General features: G+C 65.3%; 18 protein-coding genes. 5 read left to right on the forward strand and 13 right to left on the reverse strand.

Annotated features, from left to right (window positions below):
* Window positions 1-58: 58 nt before the first annotated feature.
* From NJT13_RS12305 to NJT13_RS12330, 6 genes are all read right to left on the reverse strand, one after another.
* On the reverse strand, window positions 59-1,855 hold the full coding sequence (locus NJT13_RS12305) for a hypothetical protein (protein ID WP_254521928.1): 1,797 nt from the start codon (window positions 1,853-1,855) through the stop codon (window positions 59-61).
* Window positions 1,856-2,729: 874 nt separating this feature from the next.
* Window positions 2,730-3,977: an aminotransferase class V-fold PLP-dependent enzyme gene (locus NJT13_RS12310; RefSeq protein WP_254521929.1), complete on the reverse strand. Its 1,248-nt coding sequence runs from the start codon at window positions 3,975-3,977 to the stop codon at window positions 2,730-2,732.
* A 412-nt stretch (window positions 3,978-4,389) separates the two neighbouring features.
* Window positions 4,390-5,238, reverse strand: coding sequence for a sensor domain-containing protein (locus NJT13_RS12315; protein WP_254521930.1), 849 nt, complete (start codon window positions 5,236-5,238; stop codon window positions 4,390-4,392).
* A gap of 11 nt (window positions 5,239-5,249) precedes the next feature.
* Complete coding sequence (locus tag NJT13_RS12320) at window positions 5,250-5,696, reverse strand: DUF7521 family protein (protein ID WP_254521931.1); 447 nt, start codon at window positions 5,694-5,696, stop codon at window positions 5,250-5,252.
* A gap of 97 nt (window positions 5,697-5,793) precedes the next feature.
* Complete coding sequence (locus NJT13_RS12325) at window positions 5,794-6,111, reverse strand: hypothetical protein (RefSeq protein WP_254521932.1); 318 nt, start codon at window positions 6,109-6,111, stop codon at window positions 5,794-5,796.
* Between the two features lie 5 nt (window positions 6,112-6,116).
* Window positions 6,117-6,458, reverse strand: a complete 342-nt coding sequence (locus NJT13_RS12330) for an ArsR/SmtB family transcription factor (protein ID WP_254521933.1) — start codon at window positions 6,456-6,458, stop codon at window positions 6,117-6,119.
* 102 nt (window positions 6,459-6,560) lie between these two features.
* Between NJT13_RS12330 and NJT13_RS12335 the strand changes: the two genes are divergently transcribed.
* Together NJT13_RS12335 and NJT13_RS12340 are read left to right on the forward strand one after the other, a co-directional pair.
* On the forward strand, window positions 6,561-7,583 hold the full coding sequence (locus NJT13_RS12335; protein ID WP_254521934.1) for an ABC transporter ATP-binding protein: 1,023 nt from the start codon (window positions 6,561-6,563) through the stop codon (window positions 7,581-7,583).
* Window positions 7,580-8,455: an ABC transporter permease subunit gene (locus NJT13_RS12340; protein ID WP_254521935.1), complete on the forward strand. Its 876-nt coding sequence runs from the start codon at window positions 7,580-7,582 to the stop codon at window positions 8,453-8,455. Before NJT13_RS12335 ends, NJT13_RS12340 begins: the two co-directional genes overlap by 4 nt.
* Before the next feature lie 88 nt (window positions 8,456-8,543).
* Here the strand turns inward: NJT13_RS12340 and NJT13_RS12345 are convergent, their stop codons facing one another.
* The 7 genes from NJT13_RS12345 to NJT13_RS12375 all read right to left on the reverse strand — a co-directional run bounded on the left by NJT13_RS12345 (window position 8,544) and on the right by NJT13_RS12375 (window position 17,749).
* A complete protein-coding gene (locus NJT13_RS12345; protein ID WP_254521936.1) occupies window positions 8,544-9,440 on the reverse strand; it encodes a succinylglutamate desuccinylase/aspartoacylase family protein in 897 nt (298 codons plus the stop codon).
* Window positions 9,441-9,816: 376 nt separating this feature from the next.
* Window positions 9,817-10,107, reverse strand: coding sequence for a DUF424 domain-containing protein (locus tag NJT13_RS12350; protein ID WP_254521937.1), 291 nt, complete (start codon window positions 10,105-10,107; stop codon window positions 9,817-9,819).
* Window positions 10,108-11,025 (reverse strand): tetratricopeptide repeat protein, encoded by a 918-nt coding sequence (locus NJT13_RS12355; RefSeq protein WP_254521938.1) that lies wholly within the window; start codon window positions 11,023-11,025, stop codon window positions 10,108-10,110. It lies immediately after the preceding gene.
* A 101-nt stretch (window positions 11,026-11,126) separates the two neighbouring features.
* Entirely contained in the window at window positions 11,127-12,755 is a 1,629-nt protein-coding gene (locus tag NJT13_RS12360; protein ID WP_254521939.1) for a hydroxysqualene dehydroxylase, read from the reverse strand.
* Between the two features lie 231 nt (window positions 12,756-12,986).
* Complete coding sequence (locus tag NJT13_RS12365; protein WP_254521940.1) at window positions 12,987-13,628, reverse strand: isochorismatase family protein; 642 nt, start codon at window positions 13,626-13,628, stop codon at window positions 12,987-12,989.
* Between the two features lie 195 nt (window positions 13,629-13,823).
* Window positions 13,824-15,689 carry a hydantoinase B/oxoprolinase family protein gene (locus NJT13_RS12370; RefSeq protein ID WP_254521941.1) on the reverse strand — a complete coding sequence of 622 codons (1,866 nt, stop codon included), beginning with the start codon at window positions 15,687-15,689 and terminating at the stop codon, window positions 13,824-13,826.
* On the reverse strand, window positions 15,686-17,749 hold the full coding sequence (locus NJT13_RS12375; protein ID WP_254521942.1) for a hydantoinase/oxoprolinase family protein: 2,064 nt from the start codon (window positions 17,747-17,749) through the stop codon (window positions 15,686-15,688). Before NJT13_RS12375 ends, NJT13_RS12370 begins: the two co-directional genes overlap by 4 nt.
* Before the next feature lie 347 nt (window positions 17,750-18,096).
* Here NJT13_RS12375 and NJT13_RS12380 point away from each other — a divergent pair, with 347 nt between their 5' ends.
* The 3 genes from NJT13_RS12380 (at window position 18,097) to NJT13_RS12390 (ending at window position 21,719) form a co-directional block, all read left to right on the forward strand.
* Window positions 18,097-19,314 carry a CaiB/BaiF CoA transferase family protein gene (locus NJT13_RS12380; protein ID WP_254521943.1) on the forward strand — a complete coding sequence of 406 codons (1,218 nt, stop codon included), beginning with the start codon at window positions 18,097-18,099 and terminating at the stop codon, window positions 19,312-19,314.
* Complete coding sequence (locus NJT13_RS12385; protein WP_254521944.1) at window positions 19,315-20,406, forward strand: LeuA family protein; 1,092 nt, start codon at window positions 19,315-19,317, stop codon at window positions 20,404-20,406. It abuts the gene before it with no gap.
* 350 nt (window positions 20,407-20,756) lie between these two features.
* On the forward strand, window positions 20,757-21,719 hold the full coding sequence (locus NJT13_RS12390) for a CPBP family intramembrane glutamic endopeptidase (RefSeq protein ID WP_254521945.1): 963 nt from the start codon (window positions 20,757-20,759) through the stop codon (window positions 21,717-21,719).
* Window positions 21,720-21,830 lie beyond the last annotated feature (111 nt).

Below are 21,830 nucleotides of genomic sequence, written 5' to 3' on the forward strand. Positions count from 1 at the left end.
TGCGAGACGATTCGTCCCTGCGTTCGACGGTTGGAACGGTACTCGTTCGAAATGTCGGTCAGGCCTGGCCTTCAGAAACCACCTCACCGTTTCGCGTAACTACCACATCTCCGTACGTAACGAGATCCTCGAGTGTACCGGAGTAGACGTACGTGTCCGTGCCGCGGTCGACCAACCCGGAGGCAGTCGTGTCGGATACTCTATCCTCACTCGTGAGATCGAAGCTGTCCGTGATCGTACCGTCTACGGCGAAGTGATACCAGGCACGACTCCCCTGGCCCGTGAATTCCAGTACGGTGCCATCCTGTTCAGCTCTCTGATCGAGGGAGTGTTCATCGCTTTGGCCGAAGGAGACTTCAGCGATACGGGTGTGGTAGGGGTCTCGACGCTTGGCTTCGGGCGGAATATTCGTGTCGGGCGAATACTGGCTCACTGTCCAGAAGCGACCGGTCTCGGGATCGACCGATACGCCGTTGTAGTCTCCCCACCGCATCGACTCCGCACTCTCGTCATAACTGTAGTGTGACTTCCCGTCTCGAACGACCACGGCGTCTTCGAGGACGTTCTGGCTGAAATCTGCGGTCCGCCCGCCGACATCCATTCGTGGGAACGTATCGGGGCCGCTCACGTTGTGGGCGATGACCGTCGAATCACCATCGGAGTTGATCGTTGGGATGAAATACGACGATCCGGGGTCGCCGTAGGTACCACTCTGGACGAGTGACCGTGACTCGGCATCGATCTCGTACCAGGTGATGGCCGACCGGACGTCACTCCCGTTCCAGCTGATGGCGGTGGCATGCGCGGTCCAGAGTGACCCGGTTTTGGCGTTGTAGTCGACGTTCATGAGCCGACGGCCGAGGGTATCGATGGGCTTCTCCGAGTCCGGTTGCGCGGCGGCCGGCGGACTGGTGTACGAATCGACTTCGACGACGAAACAGCGAAGCGTCGGATCGTCGAGCGGGTTGGTGAGCTCCCACTGCGTGAGTGTGCTCGCGAGCGGCGTGTCTTCAGTTCGGGGGAACACGCTATTGAGGAAGTAGTACGTTCCGTCACTGCCGCCCGAAAACGGCTGGAGTGCCGGTTGAACGGTAAAATCCAGGTAGCCGTCGACCGGGTTGTCTAGATTATCGAAGTGGTGGGCAGTGACCGCGTCGCCGTCGTACATCGCTGCTTTGTCGAGTGTAACGATCGACACGGAGATGTCGGCGTCGTCGTCGTTCGGGAAAAAGTTCTGCGAGAGATAGATTGCGTCGCGATCGAGCCCTAACTGGGGATAGTCGACCAGTCCACGATTGTCGGGACCGGTGGCGTCCTCCGGTGGCAGTCGGTAGATATGCCATTTGCCGGTTGGGTCGCTCGTCGCGGAAACTGCGACCACGAAATATCCTTTTGGCGGGCGAGGATCGGGGTCGCTCGCCGCGTTGGAGCCGCTTTTTTCCTCCGTTTCGTATTCCCCGGGCTCACCGACACTTTCTTCGATACGTTCGCGTCCAATGACGCTCCCGTCTTCAGCAATGCCCTGCTGGAGTTGCACCGCACAGAGGACGAACCGATCTTCCGTCCGGTCGTACCGTGCCCGTGGGTCAAAGACGAACGGAGAGTCGGAAACGAACCCGCCCTCCGGGGTGGGGATAACTGGCTCCCAGATGTCCTCGAGCCGGACCTTGAGTTCTTGTTCGCCAGTGTTCTTGTCGAATATGGCTACCTGTCGGTTGACTGCATGAAGGTTTTTGTCGTGACTGGTGGCGATCTGGGAGTCGGATGGCACCCCACCGCGGGTTCCGTCGGTATTGACGCCGTCGTACTCGGTACCAATTCGTAACCCGTCGTCGCCTGCGTCGGGTCGATTCATCGGTCCGAAGTCGGATTCGGCCCGTTGTGCGCGCTCTGGTGGTCCTCGCTCTTTGATCGTCGCACGTTCGGCTTCTAATCGAGCTTCGTTTACCGGAGCTGCGGGGGCGACGTTCGTGTTGGCCGCGTTCTCGTTCGGGTCGGGACTGGGGCCTTCTGGCGATGGAATTTCACGAAACGTGACTGATCCGGCGGGGTATGCCCGTTGGAACGGTCCGTCGGCGCAATTAGTCGTAGCGCTTGCAGTGTCGGTGGCGCCTCCGAGCAAGCCCAGACCGGCTATTCCTGCGCCACTTCGTTGGAGAACGCTTCGGCGGCTAACTGTCGATAGTTTTCCTCTTCCGTCGGAGTCATTCTCTGCTCGAGAACTTTCACGTGACATCCACTGTCACATAATCATGGTAATTAATAAGCTTAATCACCAATACAAATATGCATAAAGAGATCGTAGACATATAATTGTATAAATAAAAGTGGAAATACTGATGAACACGCTTCTATCTTTCTGCGAGGGGAGAATCCCGCCGTTTACGGCGCGGAGGATGTCACGAACCCGTAAACGGCGCTCTGGAATTCGTGGATCAATCGAAATTCACCGACATCGAGTCAGCGACACCGCCAGTATATCAGGATAGCGTTGCACCACCGTGGGACCCTGGAGAGAAAAGAGTATACGAAATTCGTGTCGTTGATGCTACCACGAACACTACTGTCGACGCTGTGATTATTGCGATCGAGAACGAGGGCTCGTGATACGCTCCTTACTGTGGCCATGGCGCCCACGCGCGTCAGCGAAAGAGCTGACGCGCGTCTACGAAGCGGCGAAGCCGCTTCGAGCCTTGCCTCGCTCTGCTCGGCAAGACGTCCCTCGCGCGTCAGCGAAAGAGCTGACGCGCGTCGTCGATGGCCGCAACGAGTTTGTCGACCTCGTCTTTCGTGTTGTAGACGTAGAACGAGGCTCGAGCCGAGGCCGCAACCCCCAGTTTGTCGTGCAGCGGCTGGGTACAGTGGTCGCCGGCGCGGATCGCGACCGCGTGGTCGTTCATAATCGAGGCCAGGTCGTGTGCGTGGACGCTCTCTACGTTGAAGCCGACGAGTCCGGCGCGGTCCGGGCCGGGTTCGGGGCCGTAGATCTCGACGTCCGGTTCGGCCGCGAGTTGCTCGTAGGCGTAGCGGGCGATTTCCTCCTCGTGGGCCTGGATTCGGTCCATCCCGATTTCCTCGAGCCAGTCGATGGCGGCGACGAGGCCGACGGCTTCGGCGATCTGGGGCGTGCCGGGTTCGAACTTCCAGGGGAGGTCGTCCCAGGTGGAGTCCTCGAAAGTGACCTTCCGGATCATGCCGCCGCCGTAGAGGTAGGGTTGCATGTCGGAGAGCAGTTCCCGCTTGCCGTAGAGGACGCCGATGCCGGTCGGGCCGGCCATCTTGTGGCCGGAGAAGGCGTAGAAGTCGGCGTCGATGGCCTCGACGTCGACGGGGCGGTTGGGGACGGCCTGTGCGCCGTCGATGAACGCCAGCGCGTCGTGGTCGTGGGCGATGTCGACGAGTTCGGAGACGGGGTTGACGGTGCCGAGCGTGTTCGAGACGTGGACCGCAGAGAGCATCGCGGTGTCGTCGGTAACGACCTCGCGGGCGTGGTCCATGTCGAGGCGGCCGTCCTCCGTAATCTGGATGTACTTGACGTCTGCGCCGGTTCGCTTGCCGATCTGCTGCCAGGTGACCAGCGACGCGTGGTGTTCCATCTCCGTCAGCACGACCTCGTCGCCCGGGCCGAGTTCGGCCAGCCCCCAGGAGTAGGCGACCAGGTTCTCGGCCTCGGTCGTGTTCTTGGTGAAGACGACTTCCTCGCGGCCGCCACCGGCACCGATGAACTCGGCGACGCGGTCGTGTGCCTCCTCGTAGGCGATGGAGGCCTCCTGGCTCAGGTGGTGAATCCCGCGGTGGACGTTCGCGTTGAACTCGCGGTAGTAGTCGCTCATCGCGTCGACGACCGGATCCGGCGTCTGGGTCGTCGCCGCGTTGTCGAGGTAGACGACCTGCTGGTCGTCGAACTCCCGTGTTAGAATCGGGAATTGATCCCGGATCGCCCCGACGTCGAGCGACTCGAGGTTCTGTTGACTCATTGGTGTCTAGGATGGTCCCCACACAAAACACTCCTTCGGTCCGGAACCGATCGATCGGGGCTCGATCGCGGCCGTCCTGCCGGAGAGCCGAACGCGGTCGCGGGGACGAGATCGTGATCGACGTCGGCGGGTCCGGTAACGCGAGGTGAAAGGTGACGTGGGAAGGGAAACGGGGAAGGGGGATGTAAGAGGCGGATGAGAAGGATGGGGGAGGGAGATGAGACGGCAGCGACACGCTCGTGCCAGGGGTGCCCTGCCGCAGTTACGTCTTCCGGTTCGACTGAAATACCGGTGTTCCCAAACAATTTTGGGAGACGTCGACGACGGGCCGGGACCGATCGCAGACCTCCGTTCCGGCATCGTCCGCTCGACGGGGACCGAACTCTCGCTCACCTCCGAGACGGACCGCGTCTCAGACCGGGGGATCGCTGAAGATAGACGGCTGCGTGTACCGCAACAGGAGTTCCGTGTACCGGGCAGACAGCCACGCAGCAGCGTTGAACAGGTGCAGGACGACGAGGCCGACGAGGACGCCGAGCGCCGAGACGGCGAGTGCCGCCGGAAGCGAATCGACGTACAGCGCGAGCAGTTCGCCGTCGGCGATCGAGAGCGTGACCGGGGAGACGACGTCGATCGTCCAGCCGTCGTGTTGGTAGGTGAGTTCGGGAACGTACTCGATCGGGTCGCCGATGTGGATGCCGACCGTCTGGCCGCGGTAGTGAAGCGGGGCGGCGACCAGGACGTACGTAAACGAGAATCCGATCGAGACGGTGACGAACGAGGCGATGCCGATGAAGAACTTGCTGAACAGGTAGACGACTCCCTTCCACGTGCCACGATCGAGGACGAGCCGTCGTGCCCGTTCGCGGATGCTCCGAGCCGGTTCGGCGGTCGGGACGTCCGCATCGAGCAACCGGTCGGCGAGTAGCCGCTCGAGGGCGGTCAGTTCGATCGCCGCGAACAGGACGACGAGTCCGAGCGGGACGCCGAGGCCGACCAGGACCAGTACGATCGGGATTCCGGCTATCAGCAGCGCGAACGGCTCCGAGACGGCGATATCGACGAGTGCGAACGCGAGACCGAGCGGTACCGCAGCCCCGGTGACGAGGACGGTAAAGTACCCGATTCCGAGCGGGAACGAGAGCAGCAGGTACGCGATGTTGGTGTACGTCCGTTTGCGGGCGACGACGCCGAAAAACGCGTAACTCAACGAGACGGTGCGGGCCAGTGCGGTTTCGACCGATTCGAGTGGCGGAGACATGGATGGTGAGCTCAGTGGGAATCCGGCCGTCTGAACGATCGAACGATCGAGATCAGTCCGAGCAGGTGGCAGGCGGTAACGACGAGTAACACCGTCGCATCGGTCGCGTCGGTCGCCAGGTCGACCGCGTGCGAGAGGACGAACGGCGCGACCGTGAGGAACGCGACCCCGACGGCCAGAAACAACATCGGCTGACTGTCGTTTCGAGTGTATCCCCGATAGGCCGTCCACGTCACGACGGTGCCGAGTGCGGCGCTCGCCATTCCGAGGAAGAAAATCGTCGTCGACTCGTCGAGACCGAACACCGCCGTTTCGAGGACGGATGGGGCGACGCCACCGATCTCGCGGGCGACGTACTGCCGGGCGCGCCCCGCCGCGCCGGAGAGACCGGGAGGAGGGCCCAGCACGAAGTCGAGACCGTCACCCGGGCCGATGCTCGCGCTGATCGGGTCCGCCATACTGGGTCGTGCGGTGTCGAGCGGTCCGGGTGTCATTTTCGTAGTCGTGTGGTGTGCAGCGCGGTCGAGGCGGTCGTGGTGATCCGTCGCGACCGGCTCACGGGCGGCCGTAGACGGTGTAGAGGATCGCCGTGAGTCCGGTGATCTCGCTCGCGGTCGCCAGGACGCTGGTCGTCAGGGACGTCGCGCCGAACATCGTCGGGAGCAGGAACCGGACGGCCGTCGGCACCGCGGCCAGCAGCGCGATGCCGAGTGCGAGCCAGAGCAACGCGGGCCTGCGCGCGTCCCGGTAGCCGTCGTAGGACCGCTTCGCGATCCAGCAGGCGATCACGAACGCGATCGCTTGCCCGAGGAAGACGGCGATCGCAACCGTCACCGAACCACCCGAGACCGTCTGTAGCGGAGGCCCAGTCATCGTGATCACAGATCCTCGAACAGACGGGTGAATCGGTCGGCGGGATCCTCGTCGCGGCGGTACACGTCCAGTTCCATCGAGCCCTCGGCGATTTCGATCGCCACGCGCTCGAGTCGCGTGCTGTAGATCTTGTAGTGGTGGCCATCGGGATCGAGCTCCTGATATTCGTCGAGGAACCCCTTCGCCTCGAGTCGATCGATCCGTCGATAGATCGTCGGCGGTGAGGCGTCACAGCGGTCGGTCAGTCGGTCGACGGACATCGGTTCCTCGCTGGCGGCGATGAGGATGCGCCGGGCGTACTCGTCGTCGAGTAACGCGAGCACCTCCTGATCCCCATCGTCGGTCATTCACCGGTTTGTATGGCCAGATGATATAAAAACGCCCACAGTTTCCGACCGTGAAACTGTGACTGCCGGACTATGTGCCAGCCGACAGTAGCGACAGACGGTATGACTGCTATCGAGACGTCCGGTTTGACGAAGGAGTACGGCGATCTCACCGCCGTCGACGACCTCGATCTCACCGTCGACGACGGCGAAGTATTCGGTTTTCTCGGCCCGAACGGGGCGGGGAAGTCGACGACGATCAACATGCTTCTCGATTTCGCGCGACCGACGGCGGGATCGGCGACGGTACTGGGATACGATGCCCAGTCCGACGCCGAGTCGATCAGCCCCCACGTCGGCGTCCTCCCGGAGGGGTTCGACGTCTACCCGCGCCTGTCCGGCCGGCGCCACATCGAGCTCGCGATCGAGACGAAAGACGCGACCGACGATCCCGACGAAATCGTCGACCGCGTCGGGCTCTCGCGGGACGACGCCGCCCGGCCGGCCGGCGACTACTCCAAGGGCATGCGCCAGCGGCTCGCGACCGGCATGGCGCTGGTCGGCGATCCCGACCTGCTGATCATGGACGAACCGTCGAGCGGACTCGACCCTCACGGCATCCGCGAGATGCAGGATCTCGTCCGAAGCGAGGCCGAACGCGGGACGACCGTCTTCTTCTCGAGTCACATCTTGGAGCACGTCGAGGCGGTCTGTGACCGCGTCGGCGTGTTGAACGAGGGCGAACTCGTCGCCGTCGACACGATCGAGGGACTCCGCGAGGAGGTCGGCGGCGGTGCGACGATGGCGCTCTCGCTCGCTGACTCCGCCGCCGACCACCGAACGGTCGCCGGCGCGGTCGACGGGATCACCGACGTCTCCGCGTCCGGCCGGACGCTCGAGTGTTCGGTCACCGATTCTGCTGCCAAGGCCGGCGTCGTGGCCGCGCTCGCGGACGCCGGCGCGACGATCCGAGACGTGCGAATCGAGGAAGTCTCGCTCGAGTCGCTGTTCACCGTGTTGACGAACGGCGACGGGGCCGGGGCCGAGACGGCGGAGACGATGGAGACGGATACGAGATCGGAAACGGGGGCGTCGGACGCTGCAACGACCGGTGCGACCGGAGCGGAGACGGAGGTGGCTCGATGACGTCCCACGTCTCCACCGTCGCCCGCAAAGAGTTCGACGACGCCGGTCGGTCGAAACTCCTCTGGGCGCTGATCGGGCTGCTCGTCAGTCTCGTCGTCATCGGGTACGTCGCGATCTGGTACACGATCGACGACGTATCCGCGGCCGAAGTGCTCAGCTTCCTCGGGATGCCGCTGCAGGTGATCCTCCCGGTCGCAGCGTTGATCGCAGGTTACATGGCCGTCGTCGGGGAGCGACGGTCGGGAAGCATCAAGCTCCTGGCCGGCCTTCCGCCGAATCGGACCGATATCGTTTTCGGAAAACTCCTCGGTCGGATGGGCGTCGTCGGCCTCGCCGTCGTGCTCGCGTTCATCGCCTCGCTGTTCCTCGGTGCCGTCCTCTTCGGGTCGGTCCCGTTCGTCGACTGGCTCGGGTTCGCCGCCGTGTCGCTGCTGTTCGGACTGACGTTCGTCGGCCTCGCGGTCGGCGTCTCCGCCGCCGTCTCGACGCGAGGCAAATCGATGGCGATCGTCGTCGGCCTCTACATGGTGTTCGTCGCGCTGTGGGAACTCCTCACCGCCGGGCCGTACTACCTGCTCTACGACGAGGGCCCGCCGGTCGCGGCCGAAACGTGGTACCTGGTCGTCCAGCAGTTCAATCCGATCTTCGCGTACACCAACGTGGCCAGTTCCCTGATCGAAGACTCGATCTACCCCTTCAAGTTCCAGTACGGACTCCAGTCGATGGAAGCCTACGGGATGACACCCGCCGAACGCTATCCGGGCGACGCACCGTTCTACCTCGAGGACTGGTTCGGCGTCGTCGTCCTGCTGACCTGGCTGATCGTGCCCGTCGCGATCGGTTACTATCGGTTCCGGAAGACGGATCTCTGAGCGCTGTCCGGGCCTCGAGCGACCCGTGACGACCCGCGTTTTTCCCTCCCGGTGCCGACTCGAGCGCTGTTGGGGTCAGGGCACCGAATCACCGGATGCCGTGATTTCGGAGCAACTCGGCGGCCATCGCCGTGTTCCACTCGATCCGCGTCTCCAGCGAGGTACCGTACCGCGTGACCTCCGTGAGATATCCGGGGCGCTCGAGGTCGCCGGCGACCTTGTGCATCAGCTTCGGTTTGTCGCCGAGGAGCGTATTTCCGACCGTGAACTGGTAGGCGGACCGGTACGCGCCGTAGATGTATTCCCGGTTCATGAACTCCGCAGTGTCGGCTGCGATCCGTCGCGAGTCGCCGACGACCGACGGATAGATCGCTTGCCCGTATCCGTCCGGGCCCAGGTCTGACCCCCAGATCCCTTTCGAACTATGGAAGTCGATGACGACGTCGGGATCGACCTCCGTAATGAGGGTCCAGAGTTCCTCCGCGAGCGACGACGTCGGCGGCTGACCGACCGGGAACTGCCGATTGAGGTTTCCTCTCGGACTGTTGTACGTCCGCCGTTCGACCGCGACGGCGTCCGCTTCCGGGAGGACGACGAGCGTTCCTCGGTCGAGTTCCCACTCGAGGGCCCGGTAGGCCGCTTCGACCCCCGACAGTTCGTTCCCGTCCATTCCACCGACGACCACGCCGGTCGGTCCCGGCCGCGGCGCGTCGTTGACGAAAACCTCCGTTTCGTACGCGGTGTTCGATTGCAACGTCAGCACCGCCCCATCGGTCGGATCCGGCTCGGACGGGTCCCCGGTGGACGGTTCGCCTCCGTCGGACGAATCCGGACAGGATTCGTGCGCGCTCGCACTGACGGTCCCGACGCTTCCCAGGACTGTACTCGCGATCGCCGCCGCTCCACCCGTGAGGACCGACCGACGAGACGACGGTAATTTTCGCTGCCTTCCCTCTGCGCTGCGTTCTCCGTTTGGGTCGTTCATACGCCGGCTCAACCAATACCGAACGCTACAGAAAGTATTAGTACAATATCAGCTGGTAGTTAGCACGTAGCGGACGGTAGCCGGCGATTTGCGATCGAGGCGAACGTTCCCGAATCTGGAACGGTCGGCCCCCTGCTTTCGAATCGCCGTGGTCTCCGCGGTGAGAGGTCCTGACTCGAGTCCAGACCGAACGGATCGACCGGCGCGCGACTGTCGGCGAAGTTGCTTCGTTCACGAGCCGTGGAGTCGAACTGCTAGCCGTGGAGCCGAACTGTTGACTGTGGAGTCGAACTGCTGACTGTGGAGCCGAACTGCTGGCCGTGGAGCCGAACTGCTGACTGTGGTGGCCGAATCGCGGTCTGCGGTTCCCGCGATGTCACATCCACAGCAGTTGCGCGTGCAGCGTTTTCCCAACCTCGAGGACGTTCGCCTCGTCGACGAACCCCTCCTCGATCGCGAGTTCGACGGCGCGGGTCCCGACGATGTTGGCCACGGCCGCCTGTGCGAGGCTCTCGACCACCGCACGTTCGTCGACCTCGTCGCCGCCGTAGAATTCCTCGGTGACGGTCAACGTGATGTCGCCCTCTTCGAACGTCTCGCCGAGGACGTCCTCGTCGCAGACGGCGACCAGCAGCCCCTCCTGTGTCTCTCGTTCGTTGACGATCATCTACTCGAGTTCCCACTCGCGGTCGCGGTCGTCCGCACCGCTCGAATCGGTGCCGCCGAGATCCTCCAGTCCGCGGTCATCCCGTCGCTCGGGCGCTGCCTGCCGGTCTGCGCCTCGAGCGCCGGCCCCGACGCCCGCGTCGGGTCTGCCGGCACTCGAGCCCTGATCGAACAGTTCCTCGCGGTCCTGCATCATCTGTTGTTCGGCCCGCTCGCGCATCCCGTTTGCCTCTTCGGCGATTTCCTCGGCCTGGTCGTACTCGCCCAGTTCCTCGAGGATTTCGGCTTTCTCTTCGAGGACTTTCGCGTTGCGCAACCCGAGTCGGATCGCGTTGTCGATGCAGTGGAGCGCGTCCTCGGCCAGCCCGCGCTCGGAGAGGAAGAACGCGCGGTTGAACCACCCCTCGGCGAACCGCTCGTCGATCTCGACGGCGCGTTCGGCGTGTTCGAGCGCCTGCGCGGTCTCGCCGAACTCCCAGAGCGCGTAGGCGAGGTTCGTCTCGGCGGTCGCGGCGTGTTCGCTCTCGTCGTCGATTCGCAGCGCCTCGCGGTGGGCTCCGATCGCCTCGTCGTACTCCTCGAGTTCGGCGTGGGCGACGCCCTTGTTGACCCAGGCTTCCTGCTCGAGACGCTCGTCTGCGGCGAAGCGGGCGGTCCGCTCGAAGGCGTCGGTCGCCTGCTCGTAGCGGTTGATCTGCATGTAATTCAGCCCGACGTCGAGCAGCACGGTGGCGTCGACGTCGTCCTGATCGATGTTGTGTGCATCGAGTGTGTCGGCGACGACGCGGGAGTCGACGGGGTCGACTTTCGAGGGATCGACGCCCAGTTCCGGCGGGTCGAGATCGAACTCCTCGTAGGGATCGCCGAACCCCTCTCCCTCGGAGAATCGGTGGTCGCGATCGTCGTCTCGGTCGGTCATTGTCACAAATTGGCGGCGACGACTGTTAAGGGCTGCGACCCGGCATGCGGGGCTGGAACCCGGTTCCGGGCGGCGATTCCCCGCCGCGCCATCGGCGCGTCTCAGACTCGCTCGCCGAGGCGCCTGGTCGCTCCCCGCAGCGACTGCGTCACTGCCGCCGGATGGGGCAACCCGAGCCGGTACCGAAACCGATCCTGGCGCTTGAACGGTTCGAACACCGCGGGTTCCTCGAGCTCCCAGATCTGCGCCCGTCGACCGCCGGCCGCCCGCCGATCGAGGATCGCGTTGGCGGCGCGGCGGCCGGCTTCGTTGGCCGATTCCATCGAGGCCAGGTCGGCGTTCGTCCGCACGTAATCGCTCGCCAGCGTCAGATTGTCGACGGCGACGTCGGCGGGCGGTCGGTTTCGCAACGAACCGACGGTGTTGATCAGCAGCGGCGATCGGTTTTCGACCCCGTTCTCGGTCTCGACGATCGCCGGATCGAGGAACCAGTCGACGAGCATGTCGTCCCGAAGTCGCTCGCCGGGCCCGTTCAGGTGGTTCTTCAGTTGCTCCCAGGTCTCCGTCGCGATTTCCTCGGGCGTGCACTCCCTCGCCGGCTTGCCGGAGACGATTCCGGGCGTGTCCCAGTCCGAGGCGATCACCGAGAGGACGCCCTCGACCTCGTCGGGACCGTGGTTCTCGAGGTCGTACCCCGTCCAGAACTGCCGCTGGGAGATCGAGGTCAGCGCCCAGGGGGCGTTGGCGTAGACCTGGTGACCGCGGCTCAGATCGACGTCGTCGGTGAGGTAGAACTGAATGCCGTTCATCCAGGCCGTGTCGAGTCGCTCGATCCGCTCGAGTTCGGGCGTGTTCCGCGCGACCTCCGTCGGGATCAGTTCGGGCGCGACCTCGACCGGAACGGCGAGGACGTACTCGTCGGCCCGAACCGTCTCGCCGTCGACCACCACGGCGCCGGTCACGCGTCGGCCGTCCGACTCGAGTCGCTGGATGGGCGTCTTCGGGCGGAATTCGACCCCGAGCGTCTCGAGGTGACGGAGCCACGGATCGATCCAGGCCTCGCTCGTCGGTGCGTTCAGGACGCGCTCGGTCGGCCGCGTCGGATCGAGTTGGCCGAACAGGAGCTGCAAGTAGACGGTGCCGATCGTCCGGGCGCTCCCGACCTGGGGTCGCAACGCGACGAGCGACTGGACGGCGAACGCGAGCCGGTCGCGAAACTCCGCGGAGCGGTTTTCGGCGTCGATGAACTCCCACCAGGAGACGTCGTCGAGTTCCTCTTCGCGTCGGGCCTCGCAGGCGGTCAGCAGGTACAGCAGTCGCTCGAGCAGGAAGCGAACGTCCCGGGCGGGCAGTTCCTCGGCGAACGCCGGCCGGAGCGACTCGAGCCAGCCGCGAACCGAGTCTGGGGTGCGCGTGTCGGCGATCTGTCCCGGCCCCGTCGTGCTCGCGATGAGCGTGGCCTCGGTTTCGACGAGATTGTCCGCGACCGTCCCGCTCCCGTCGGGAATCCGCTCCATCGTGTCGACGACGTGGCGATAGAACGCCGGGAAGAACCGGAAACCGTGTTCGCCGTGCAGCGCCGCCGGGTCGTCCGCGATCGGAATCGATCGAGCCTTTCCGCCGAAGCGGTCGTTCGCCTCGAAGACGGTCACGTCGAATCCGCGCTCGGCGAGTTCGTGGGCCGCGGTCAGGCCGCCGATCCCACCGCCGAGGACGGCAACGTCGGTCATTGGTGTTCGCTGAGGACCCCGGCCTAATAACGGACGCCCCTAACTACGCGGCGTCCCCGTCCGCGAACCGGGCGCCGGCCACTGGCGGAGCGACCCGGCGCGGACACGAGACCGGTGGCTGGGGTGTCGGCCCGAAGAGGTGGTGCGTGATGCGGTGGCTGGGGACATCGTCTCGAGAGTGCGTCGACGGCCGACCGCGGCCGAGACGGATCTCCCAGGCGCGATCGATCGTCACTCCCCGACGGGCCCGTCGAGTTGCTCGAGGACGGTCTCGGTCGTCACGACGTCGCCGTACTTCGCGTCGATGTCGAGGAGGTTCGCCCGGTGCGGCCCCTGCGCTCTGTCGCCGACGGCGTCGGCGGGCACGATCGTGCGGTAGCCGTGTTGGAGGCTATCGACCGCCGTCGCGCGCACGCAGCCGCTCGTCGTCACGCCGGCGATGACGAGCGTATCGACGCGGTTCGTCGTCAGCTCCGATTGCAAGTCGGTGCCGAAGAAGGCGCTCGCGTACTTCTTGAGGACGACGCGTTCGCCCTCGAGCGGTGCGATTCGGTCGTCCACCTCGACGCGTTCGGTGCCGAGTCGCAACTCCTTCAACGCGGGCACTTTTTCGACGAACCGCCCCGCGTCGCCGTACGATTCCTCGAACGCGACGGTCGTGAAGTATCGCGGGAGATCGGACTCTCGAAACGCCTCGAGCAGGCGGTCGGTTTGCTCGAGGACGTCGGAGACGTCCGCCCCGAGGTTCGAGTCCGGGTCGGTGAAGGCGTTGATGAGGTCGATGACGATCAGCGCCGGTCGCTCTCCCATGCCGACTGTCTCGCCGAACTCCCGTTCGGCGTAGCGGTCTTCGGTGGCGTCGATCCAGTCCATGTCTTGGCTCTCGGTGTGCTATCTGGTGCTCTGGTGTGCAACGTGCGGTACGGATCTGTATCAGCGGATTCGTGAGCGGTGGTTGCCGGGACGTAGGTGGGTGGTGTTGGTGGTTGCCGGGACGTAGGTGGGTGGTGTTGGTGGCCGGCGGTGCGCAGGTGGTGAGAGGGGGTGTGTGAGCGCCCGATGGGCGGGTCAGTTGTGCCGGTCGTCGAACTCGCGGCGCTCCGCGGCGATCCGTTCGGCGAGGTCCTCCTCGTCCGGCAACGGGCCGTAGTCGAACTCCGCGAGGTCGTCGCGCTCCTCCCGAATCTCCGCGCGTCTGTCGTCGGTCGCGGCTTCGTCGACGGTTCCGTCGTCGATTACGACGCCGTACTCTTCGCGGGCGGCCGCGGTGGAGACGAGTCCCCGCCGGACCTCCGCGGCGACCAGTTCGGGAGCTCGCTCGAGCGGATCGCCCAGGCCGCCGCCGCCGGCGGTCCGGAAGACGAGTTTGTCGCCGGCGGAGACGGGAACGTTCTCGACCTTCGAGGGGAGTTCCTCCTCGGTCCCGTCGGTTCTGACGAGCTTCTTCTCGCTGGTTCGGGCGTGTTTCCCGCCGTCGACTCCCCACGGGTAGGTGTGGGCGCGGTCGTCCTGGAACGTGATCGCGCCGTCTTCTTCGAACGTGTAGACCTTCGTGATGCCGTGGCCGCCGCGGAACTCGCCGGCCCCGCCGGTGTCGGGACGCGTGCTGTACTCGTCGATGGTGAGCGGGTAGTAGGCCTCCTGATACTCCGCGGGCACGGTCCGGAACAGCGGCCACCAGGAGTGGCCGTCGAGGCCGTCGCCGCCGGGCCGGGCGGGGATGCCCCCGTAGAGGATCTCGAGCATCTGGAAGTCGTTGCCCTCGGAGTCGGTGCCGGCGTACACGAGGTTCGGCGAGGTCCCGTAGCTTCCCGCGACCGAGAAGCCGTCGATGAGCTTCGAGAAGGTCGCCTGCAGGACGTCGAACTGGCGGGCCATCAGCGGCAGGCGGTTGCCCAGCGCGGCCGGGAACTCCGGCTGGACGACGCTCCCGTCGGGCAGGTTGACCTCGAAGAGGTCGTAGTACCCGTCGTTGAACGTCAGCAGCGGGTCGAAGGCCATGATGAGGAAGACCCCGGTGAACATCTTGAACATCTTCTCGTTGAGCAGGAAGTTCACCGTCCCGGGAACCTGCGCGTCGGTCCCCTCCCAGTCGAGGTGGACGGTGTCCCCCTCGCGGTAGATCTCGAGGTGGAGCTTGATCGGGCCGTTGCCCATGCCGTCGTCGTCGACGTGGTCCTCGAAGGTGTAGCGCTCGCCTTCGGGCACGAACTCGCGGATGAGATCGATCATCCCGTCGCGGGTGCGATCGAGGATGGCGTCGCAGCCTTCCAGGTAGGTGTCCCTGCCGAACCGGTCGCAGAGTTCCTGCACGCGCGATTCGGCGACGGCGGTGCCGGCCGCGAGCGCCTTGATGTCCGCTTCCGCGTGCTCGGGCAGGCGCGTGTTGTGCGCGAACGTCTCTAAGAGTTCGCCGTCGAACGCGCCTTCCTTGTACAGCTTGACCGGGGGAAGACGCATTCCCTCCTCGAAGATGGTGGTGGCCTGGACGGGCATGCTGCCGGGCGTCTTCCCGCCGACGTCCATCAGGTTGCCCCACTGGCTGCCGAAGCCGACGAGTTCGTCGTCGTAAAAGATCGGGCGAAGCAACAGCATGTCCGGCGTGTGCGAAACCGCACCGGCGCACATGTAGGGGTCGTTCGTGGCGACGACGTCGCCGTCGTTCAGATCGTCCCAGCCGAACGGGGCGTTCTCGATGATCGTATCGATTGCGCTGCCGAACTGTCCCATGACCATCCGGCCCTGCGGGTCGGCGATCAGGGGGAACTGGTCGGACTGCTCCCGGATGACCGGGCTGATCGCCGTCGTCTCCACGACGCGGTCCATCTCGTGGCGCGTGTTCGAGAGCGTGCTTTCGATGATGTCGAGGGTCGTCGCGTCGATGTCGTGGTCGCCCACGAAGTCGGGCGTCGCGTCCGCCGTTTGCTGGCTCATTTGGAATCACTCCGGTTGATCTCGAGGTTCGCGTACCGATCAACCGTCGCCGCGTGGTCGGGCTGGACGACGACGGTCGAGTCGTCGTCGGTGACGATCGCCGGCCCGTCGATCACGTTTCCGGGTCGTAACCGCTCGCGGTCGTAGATCGCCGTCTCGCGGTACTCGTCGTCGAAGAAGACGTCCTGCGTCCCGACGCGGGCCTCGCTCGCGTCCTCGTCGCCGAGTTCGCTCTCTTCGAGCGTGACCCCCTGTAACGTTCCCTTGCCGATGACGCGGAGGTTCGCGATCTCGAGGGGCGCCTCGAGCGAGAAGCCGAAGCGCTGGTCGTGGCGGGCCTCGAAGTCATCTTTGATCTCAGCGATGCCGTCGTCGGTCCGGAGGTTCGTCGCGTCGATCGGGATGGACATCTGGACGTCCTGGCGGTAGTACCGACAGTCCGCGTAGTACTCGAAGGCGTGGTCCTCGTCGGCGACGCCTTCGGACGCGAGCCAGTCCGCCGCTTCGTCTTTCAGCTCCCGGTAGGCGTCGTACACTTCCTCGCCGTCGACGTCCAGGTCCGTCTTCAGGTAGGTTTCGGAGAACTCGTTCTGGACGTCGCTGGTCAGGAAGCCGAACGCGCTCATGACGCCCGGTCCCGGCGGGACGATCAGGGGGTAGGCGTCCATCACGTCGGCCAGCGCGTTGGCGTGCATCGGGCCGGCGCCGCCGAAGGCGACGAGCCCGAAGTCGCGCGGATCGTAGCCGCGTTCGACGGAGACGACGCGGAGCGCACCGTACATGTTCTCGTTGACGATGTCGAGGATCGCCTGCGCGGCTTCCTCGACCGTGCTGTCGCGTTCGTCGGCGACCGTCTGTACTGCCTCGCGGGCCGCGTCGCGATCGAGGTCCATCTTTCCGCCGAGCCGGACGTTCGACGGAATTCTCCCGAGGGCGACGTTCGCGTCGGTCACGGTGGGTTCCTCGCCGCCCTGTCCGTAGCAGGCCGGCCCCGGATCGGCGCCGGCGCTCTCGGGCCCGACCTGGAGGGACCCGGAGAGCTGGACGCGGGCGATCGATCCGCCTCCCGCGCCGACCGTGTTGACGTCGACGGCTCGAGACTTGAACTCCCGATACCCGACTTTCGTCTGGCGAGTCGTTTCGGGGCTGCCGTCCTCGACCAGCGAGACGTCGGTCGACGTGCCGCCCATGTCCAGCGTGAGCACGTCCGGGACGCCCTTCTTCTCGGCGATGGTCGCGGCCCCGACGACGCCGCCCGACGGCCCCGACAGGGCGAGTTCGACCGGTCGATGCTTCGCGGCCTCGGAGCTCATCAGCCCGCCGTCGGAGCGGACGACGTTCATCGTCGCCGTCGAACCGGCGTCCTCGAGCGAGTCGTCGAGGTCGTCGAGGTAGTCGATGACCTGCGGCCGCGCGTAATCGTTGATGACCGTCGTCAGCGTCCGCTCGTATTCGCCGTATTCCGGGACGATCTCGGCGGAAATCGACACCGGAAGGTCGGGACACTCCTCCCGAATGACGTCGCGTACCTGGCGCTCGTGAGTCGGGTTCAGATACGAGTTCAACAGGGCGACGGTCAGCGACTCGACCCCCGAATCGGCGAGTTCCCGAACCGCGTCTCGAACCTCCGCCTCGTCGATCGGCTCCTGTTCGGTCCCGTCGGGCGAGGCGATCCGCCCGCCGACGCTTCGCGTGTCGACGAGGTCGGCCAGCGGCGCCGGTTTTTCCATGTCCATCCACCCGTAGAGCGGTCCCGGCGTCCACGCCCGTGCCAGGTGGAGGACGTCCTCGTGTCCCTCGCTCGTGAGGAGCCCCACTCGAGACCCGGTCTCCTCGAGCAACATATTGGTGACGACGGTCGTGCCGTGAAACAACAGGTTCAGGTCGCCGACGGTCGTGTCGGCTTTCTCCACGGCCTCCCCGACCCCGTCGATCACGCCCTCCGACGGATTCGCCGGCGTGGATAGCACCTTGTCGATCGTGAGTTCGTGGGTGTCCTCGTCGAAGACGATGACGTCAGTGAACGTTCCACCCACGTCCACTCCTAGATTATGTGCCATACGTTATCAACGTCCACCATATACATAGCTTCTCGAGTAAGCGTTCCCCCAACCAGTGAGGGTGGTTTATATGTGGGTCCGCAAACGGGTGCTGCAGCCACTGTGGGCTGTTGATACCGGTGTCCCGGAACACATCGGACTCCTGGCCCGTCCGTCTCGAGCGCGGGTGCGATCAGACAAGTATGGGTTCAACTCGACCGGTCGTGGGGCCGACTCGAGCGCACCAGCGACGGGCCGAACCGGATCGGTTCGCGTCCAGCGGTCGCCGCCGCCGGGCGCCCAGGTATATAAACGGCCTACACTGGGTGGAACAACTGTCTTTCGTCGTCGGAGTGTGGTACGGGGAAATGACGGCACGAGAACGAGCGGGTCCCCTCGACGGTCTCCGGGTTATCGACATGTCCGGGATGATAAGCGGGGCGTTCGCGACGACGATGATGGGCGACTTCGGCGCTGACGTCGTGATGATCGAACATCCGCGGACCGGCGATCCGATCCGGGAGTGGCCACAGAAGACCGAAGACGGGGAATCGTTGGCCTGGAAATCGCTCGGGCGAAACAAGCGGTGTATCACGCTCGATCTCGGCTCGGAACGCGGTCGCGAGATCGCCCTCGTGCTGATCGAGGACGCCGACGTCGTCTTCGAGAACTTCCGTCCCGGCACGATGGAGCGGTGGGGCCTCGGCCCCGAGGACGTCCGCGCGGTCAACGAGGAAGCGATCATGGTTCGGCTATCGGGGTACGGACAGACCGGGCCGAAATCGCAGAAACCGGGCTTCGGGACGGTGGCAGAGGGTATCTCCGGCTGGGCGCACGCGAACGGCTTCCCCGACCGCGAGCCGCTGTTGCCCCCGATCAGTCTCGCGGATCTGACCGCGGCTCAGTTCGCGATGCAGGCCACCATGATGGCGATCTTCGAGCGCGACGTCGGCCGCGGCGGGAGCGGCGAGGGGCAGGTGATCGACGTGTCCCTCACCGAACCACTCTGGCGGCTGTTCTTCGGCGAGGTCGAAGCCTACGACCGAATGGACCACGTTCGCGAACGGACCGGCAACCGTCACCCGAACACCGCGCCGCGAAACATCTACGAGACCGCCGACGGCTACATGACGATGTCCGCATCGAACCAGAAGATCTTCGAACGCGTCGCCGAGGCGATCGACAGACCCGACCTGGTCGACGACCCGCGGTTCGCGGACAACGAAACCCGCGTCGAGAACTGCGAGCCGCTCGACGCCGAGATCGAAGCGTGGACGAAACAGCGCACCACCGCGGAGGCCATCGAGACCCTCGAGGCCCACGACGCGATCGTTGGCCCCGTCTACGACATGGCGGACATCTTCGACGACGAGCAGTTTCGGGCGCGCGATAGCATCGTCGAGGTCGAGGACCCGGACGTCGGGACGATCAAGACGTTCGCCCCGATCCCGAAGTTCTCGCGAACGCCGGGGGAAGTGGAGTTCCTCGGCCCGCAACACGGCGAGCACAACGAGGAAGTCTACCAGGGCGAACTCGGGATGTCGGCCGACGAGTACGCGGACCTGTCCGACGAGGGGATCATCTAGATGCACTTGAACGACGTGACGCTCCGGGAAGGCGATCAGATGCCGGGGCGAGCGTACACCGCCGAGCAGAAGATCGAGTGCGTCCGCGCGCTCGACGACCTCGGCGTTCCGTTCGTCCAGCCGGCCTTCCCGGCGACCGGGGAGAAGGACCGAACCGTCGTCGCGGAACTGAGCGGCACGACCGACGCCGAAATCGTGGCGCTCGCGCGAGCGCTCGAGCGGGACATCGACGCGGCGGTCGATTCGGGCGCCGACGTCGTCGAAACGTTCGTCTCGGTCTCGGATCGCCACCTCGAGTACCTCCTCGAGATGTCCCGGGAGGAGATGCTGGCGATGCTGACCGATGCGGTCGATTACATCGCCGATCGTGGTGCGACGCCCCACGTCACGCTCGCGGACGCGTTCAGGACGGACCACGAGAAACTCGTCGACGTCTTCGATGCGATTCCGAACGTGCCGTTCGTCACCCTCGCGGACTCCGTCGGCGCGCGAACGCCGCAGACAGTCGCGTCGACGCTCGATCGGCTCGCCGAGGACGTCGACTTTTCGCGCGTCGGCGTCCACTTCCACGACGACATGGGTTGTGGGACGGCGAACGCGTTGGCGGCGTACCACGCAGGCGTCGCGAAAGCGGACGTCAGCGTCGCCTCGCTGGGCGAACGAGCGGGAAACAGCTCGCTCGAGGAGGTCGTCGTCGCCTGCGCCGTCGACCTCGGCGACGACCTCGGTATCCGCACGGACGAACTGATTCCGGTCTGCCGGTCCGTCCTCGAGACGCTCGGCGAGGAGTACGGCGACCGAAAGGCGGTCCTCGGCGGGGAGATATCCGAACACGAGTCGGGCATTCACACCGCGGCGATGCTCGGCGATCCCGCCACGCTCGAGCCGTTCGATCCCGCGGCGTTCGGCGGCGAGCGTCGACTCGTGTTCGGCGCGCCGACGGGGACCGACGGCGCACGGAAGCTCCTCGACCGGGCGGGAATCGAGGCCACCGACGAAACGATTTCCGCGTTCAAATCGACGCTCGCGGAACGCGGGCCCCTCGACCTGGACGAGGCGCTGGCGCTCGCGAGGAGCGAGTTCGGGGACTGATCGTCGGTCGGTCCGCTGTCGCACTCTCCTCTGGTCGAGTATGAACCTGAACGGAGGCTATCCTCCTGCTGAGAGTATCGGCCAGAACGGGAGTCCGCGCTGTATCACCCGTTTGCGGGCGGGTAACTCAAGTACTCAGACATCGATGCCCACCGTGGCTAATATGATCGAAAGCCAGGGATTCGAGCGCGGGCGTTCTCCGTGGTCGCGTTTGCGGGTCCGGCCTCCCGGTAGCCTGCATCGAGACGTGAACCGAAGAAATCCGATCGGCGTCGAGACGGGGACTCGTCTCCGCCGTCGCGAGCCAGTTCTTCGAGCCGGAAGTCGAATTCGGTCGATACGTCCGGACTATGTCTGAGAGAGGTTCCGCTCGGAAGCCGGCGTCGTTCCGTCGAGCCGCGTCCGCAGTCGACGCACGAAAGGTCGCCGCGTTCGTCGCGCTCGCGTTCGGTCTCTCGTGGTCCGCAGCGGCCGTGTTGTATTTCGCCGGCGTCGAGTACGGCACGATTACGAGCACGGTGCTCGTGGTGGTCTTTTTCATGTGGGCGCCTGCGGCCGCCGCGGTCGCGGTCCAGCTGTGGTACGGGGAGCCGGTCCGTGCCGGCACTGGCCTGGTCTTGGGACGGCTCCGCTGGAGCGTGCTGGCGTGGCTCGCGCCGCTCGCACTCCTGGCCGCGACCGTCGGGGTCGGAGTGGCGCTCCCGGGCGTCTCGATCACCACGGATTACGGCGCGTTCCTCGCCGAGCAGGGTTTCTCCGAGGAACAGATCGAGCAGTCGCTCGATGCCCTCGAGGCGCTCCCGGTTCCGCCACTCGTCCTGTTCGTGGTACAGGGGCTCGTCGCGGGGGTGACGATCAACGCGGTCGCGGCCCTCGGGGAGGAACTCGGCTGGCGCGGGTTGCTGTTGACGGAGCTCTCGCCGTTGGGGTTCTGGCAGCTCTCCGGTGTCACTGGTGTCGTCTGGGGACTCTGGCACGCGCCGATCATCCTCCAGGGCCACAACTTCCCGGCGGCTCCGATAGCGGGCGTCGTGACGATGACCGTCTGGACCATCGCCGCGTCACCGGTGTTCACGTATCTGACCGTCCGGGCGCGGTCCGTCCTCGCCGCCACGTTCTTCCACGGGTCGTTCAACGCGGTCGGCTCGTTCTCGCTCGTCTACCTGACCGGCGCCGGCAACCTGCTGACCGCTGCCGTCGGGGTCGCCGGCATCGGCGCGGCGGTTCTGGCCGTCGTCGCGTGCGTCGTCCACGATCGGTACCTCGCCGCCGAGCAAATCACGACGGGCGAGCCGTTGTCTCCGTGGGCGTGACGGCGCCCGAACGGTATCCCAGAACCGCCACATCGGACTGCCGGGTCGGCCTCCTCGGTTGCCGGGGACCCGCTTCCACGGCCACCTGCGACACCTCGAGAGGACACGTCG

The organism is Natrinema caseinilyticum, assembly GCF_024227435.1.
GTDB classification, from domain to species: Archaea; Halobacteriota; Halobacteria; order Halobacteriales; family Natrialbaceae; genus Natrinema; species Natrinema caseinilyticum.

Coding starts and splice junctions, on each gene's coding strand:
- NJT13_RS12385 (WP_254521944.1), top strand. CDS start 19,315: ATGCACTTGAACGACGTGACGCTCCGGGAAGGCGATCAGATGCCGGGG.
- NJT13_RS12345 (WP_254521936.1), bottom strand. CDS start 9,440: ATGAACGACCCAAACGGAGAACGCAGCGCAGAGGGAAGGCAGCGAAAA.
- NJT13_RS12365 (WP_254521940.1), bottom strand. CDS start 13,628: ATGGACTGGATCGACGCCACCGAAGACCGCTACGCCGAACGGGAGTTC.
- NJT13_RS12340 (WP_254521935.1), top strand. CDS start 7,580: ATGACGTCCCACGTCTCCACCGTCGCCCGCAAAGAGTTCGACGACGCC.
- NJT13_RS12310 (WP_254521929.1), bottom strand. CDS start 3,977: ATGAGTCAACAGAACCTCGAGTCGCTCGACGTCGGGGCGATCCGGGAT.
- NJT13_RS12380 (WP_254521943.1), top strand. CDS start 18,097: ATGACGGCACGAGAACGAGCGGGTCCCCTCGACGGTCTCCGGGTTATC.
- NJT13_RS12390 (WP_254521945.1), top strand. CDS start 20,757: ATGTCTGAGAGAGGTTCCGCTCGGAAGCCGGCGTCGTTCCGTCGAGCC.
- NJT13_RS12320 (WP_254521931.1), bottom strand. CDS start 5,696: ATGGCGGACCCGATCAGCGCGAGCATCGGCCCGGGTGACGGTCTCGAC.
- NJT13_RS12350 (WP_254521937.1), bottom strand. CDS start 10,107: ATGATCGTCAACGAACGAGAGACACAGGAGGGGCTGCTGGTCGCCGTC.
- NJT13_RS12335 (WP_254521934.1), top strand. CDS start 6,561: ATGACTGCTATCGAGACGTCCGGTTTGACGAAGGAGTACGGCGATCTC.
- NJT13_RS12330 (WP_254521933.1), bottom strand. CDS start 6,458: ATGACCGACGATGGGGATCAGGAGGTGCTCGCGTTACTCGACGACGAG.
- NJT13_RS12355 (WP_254521938.1), bottom strand. CDS start 11,025: ATGACCGACCGAGACGACGATCGCGACCACCGATTCTCCGAGGGAGAG.
- NJT13_RS12325 (WP_254521932.1), bottom strand. CDS start 6,111: ATGACTGGGCCTCCGCTACAGACGGTCTCGGGTGGTTCGGTGACGGTT.
- NJT13_RS12315 (WP_254521930.1), bottom strand. CDS start 5,238: ATGTCTCCGCCACTCGAATCGGTCGAAACCGCACTGGCCCGCACCGTC.
- NJT13_RS12360 (WP_254521939.1), bottom strand. CDS start 12,755: ATGACCGACGTTGCCGTCCTCGGCGGTGGGATCGGCGGCCTGACCGCG.
- NJT13_RS12375 (WP_254521942.1), bottom strand. CDS start 17,749: ATGGCACATAATCTAGGAGTGGACGTGGGTGGAACGTTCACTGACGTC.
- NJT13_RS12305 (WP_254521928.1), bottom strand. CDS start 1,855: ATGAATCGACCCGACGCAGGCGACGACGGGTTACGAATTGGTACCGAG.
- NJT13_RS12370 (WP_254521941.1), bottom strand. CDS start 15,689: ATGAGCCAGCAAACGGCGGACGCGACGCCCGACTTCGTGGGCGACCAC.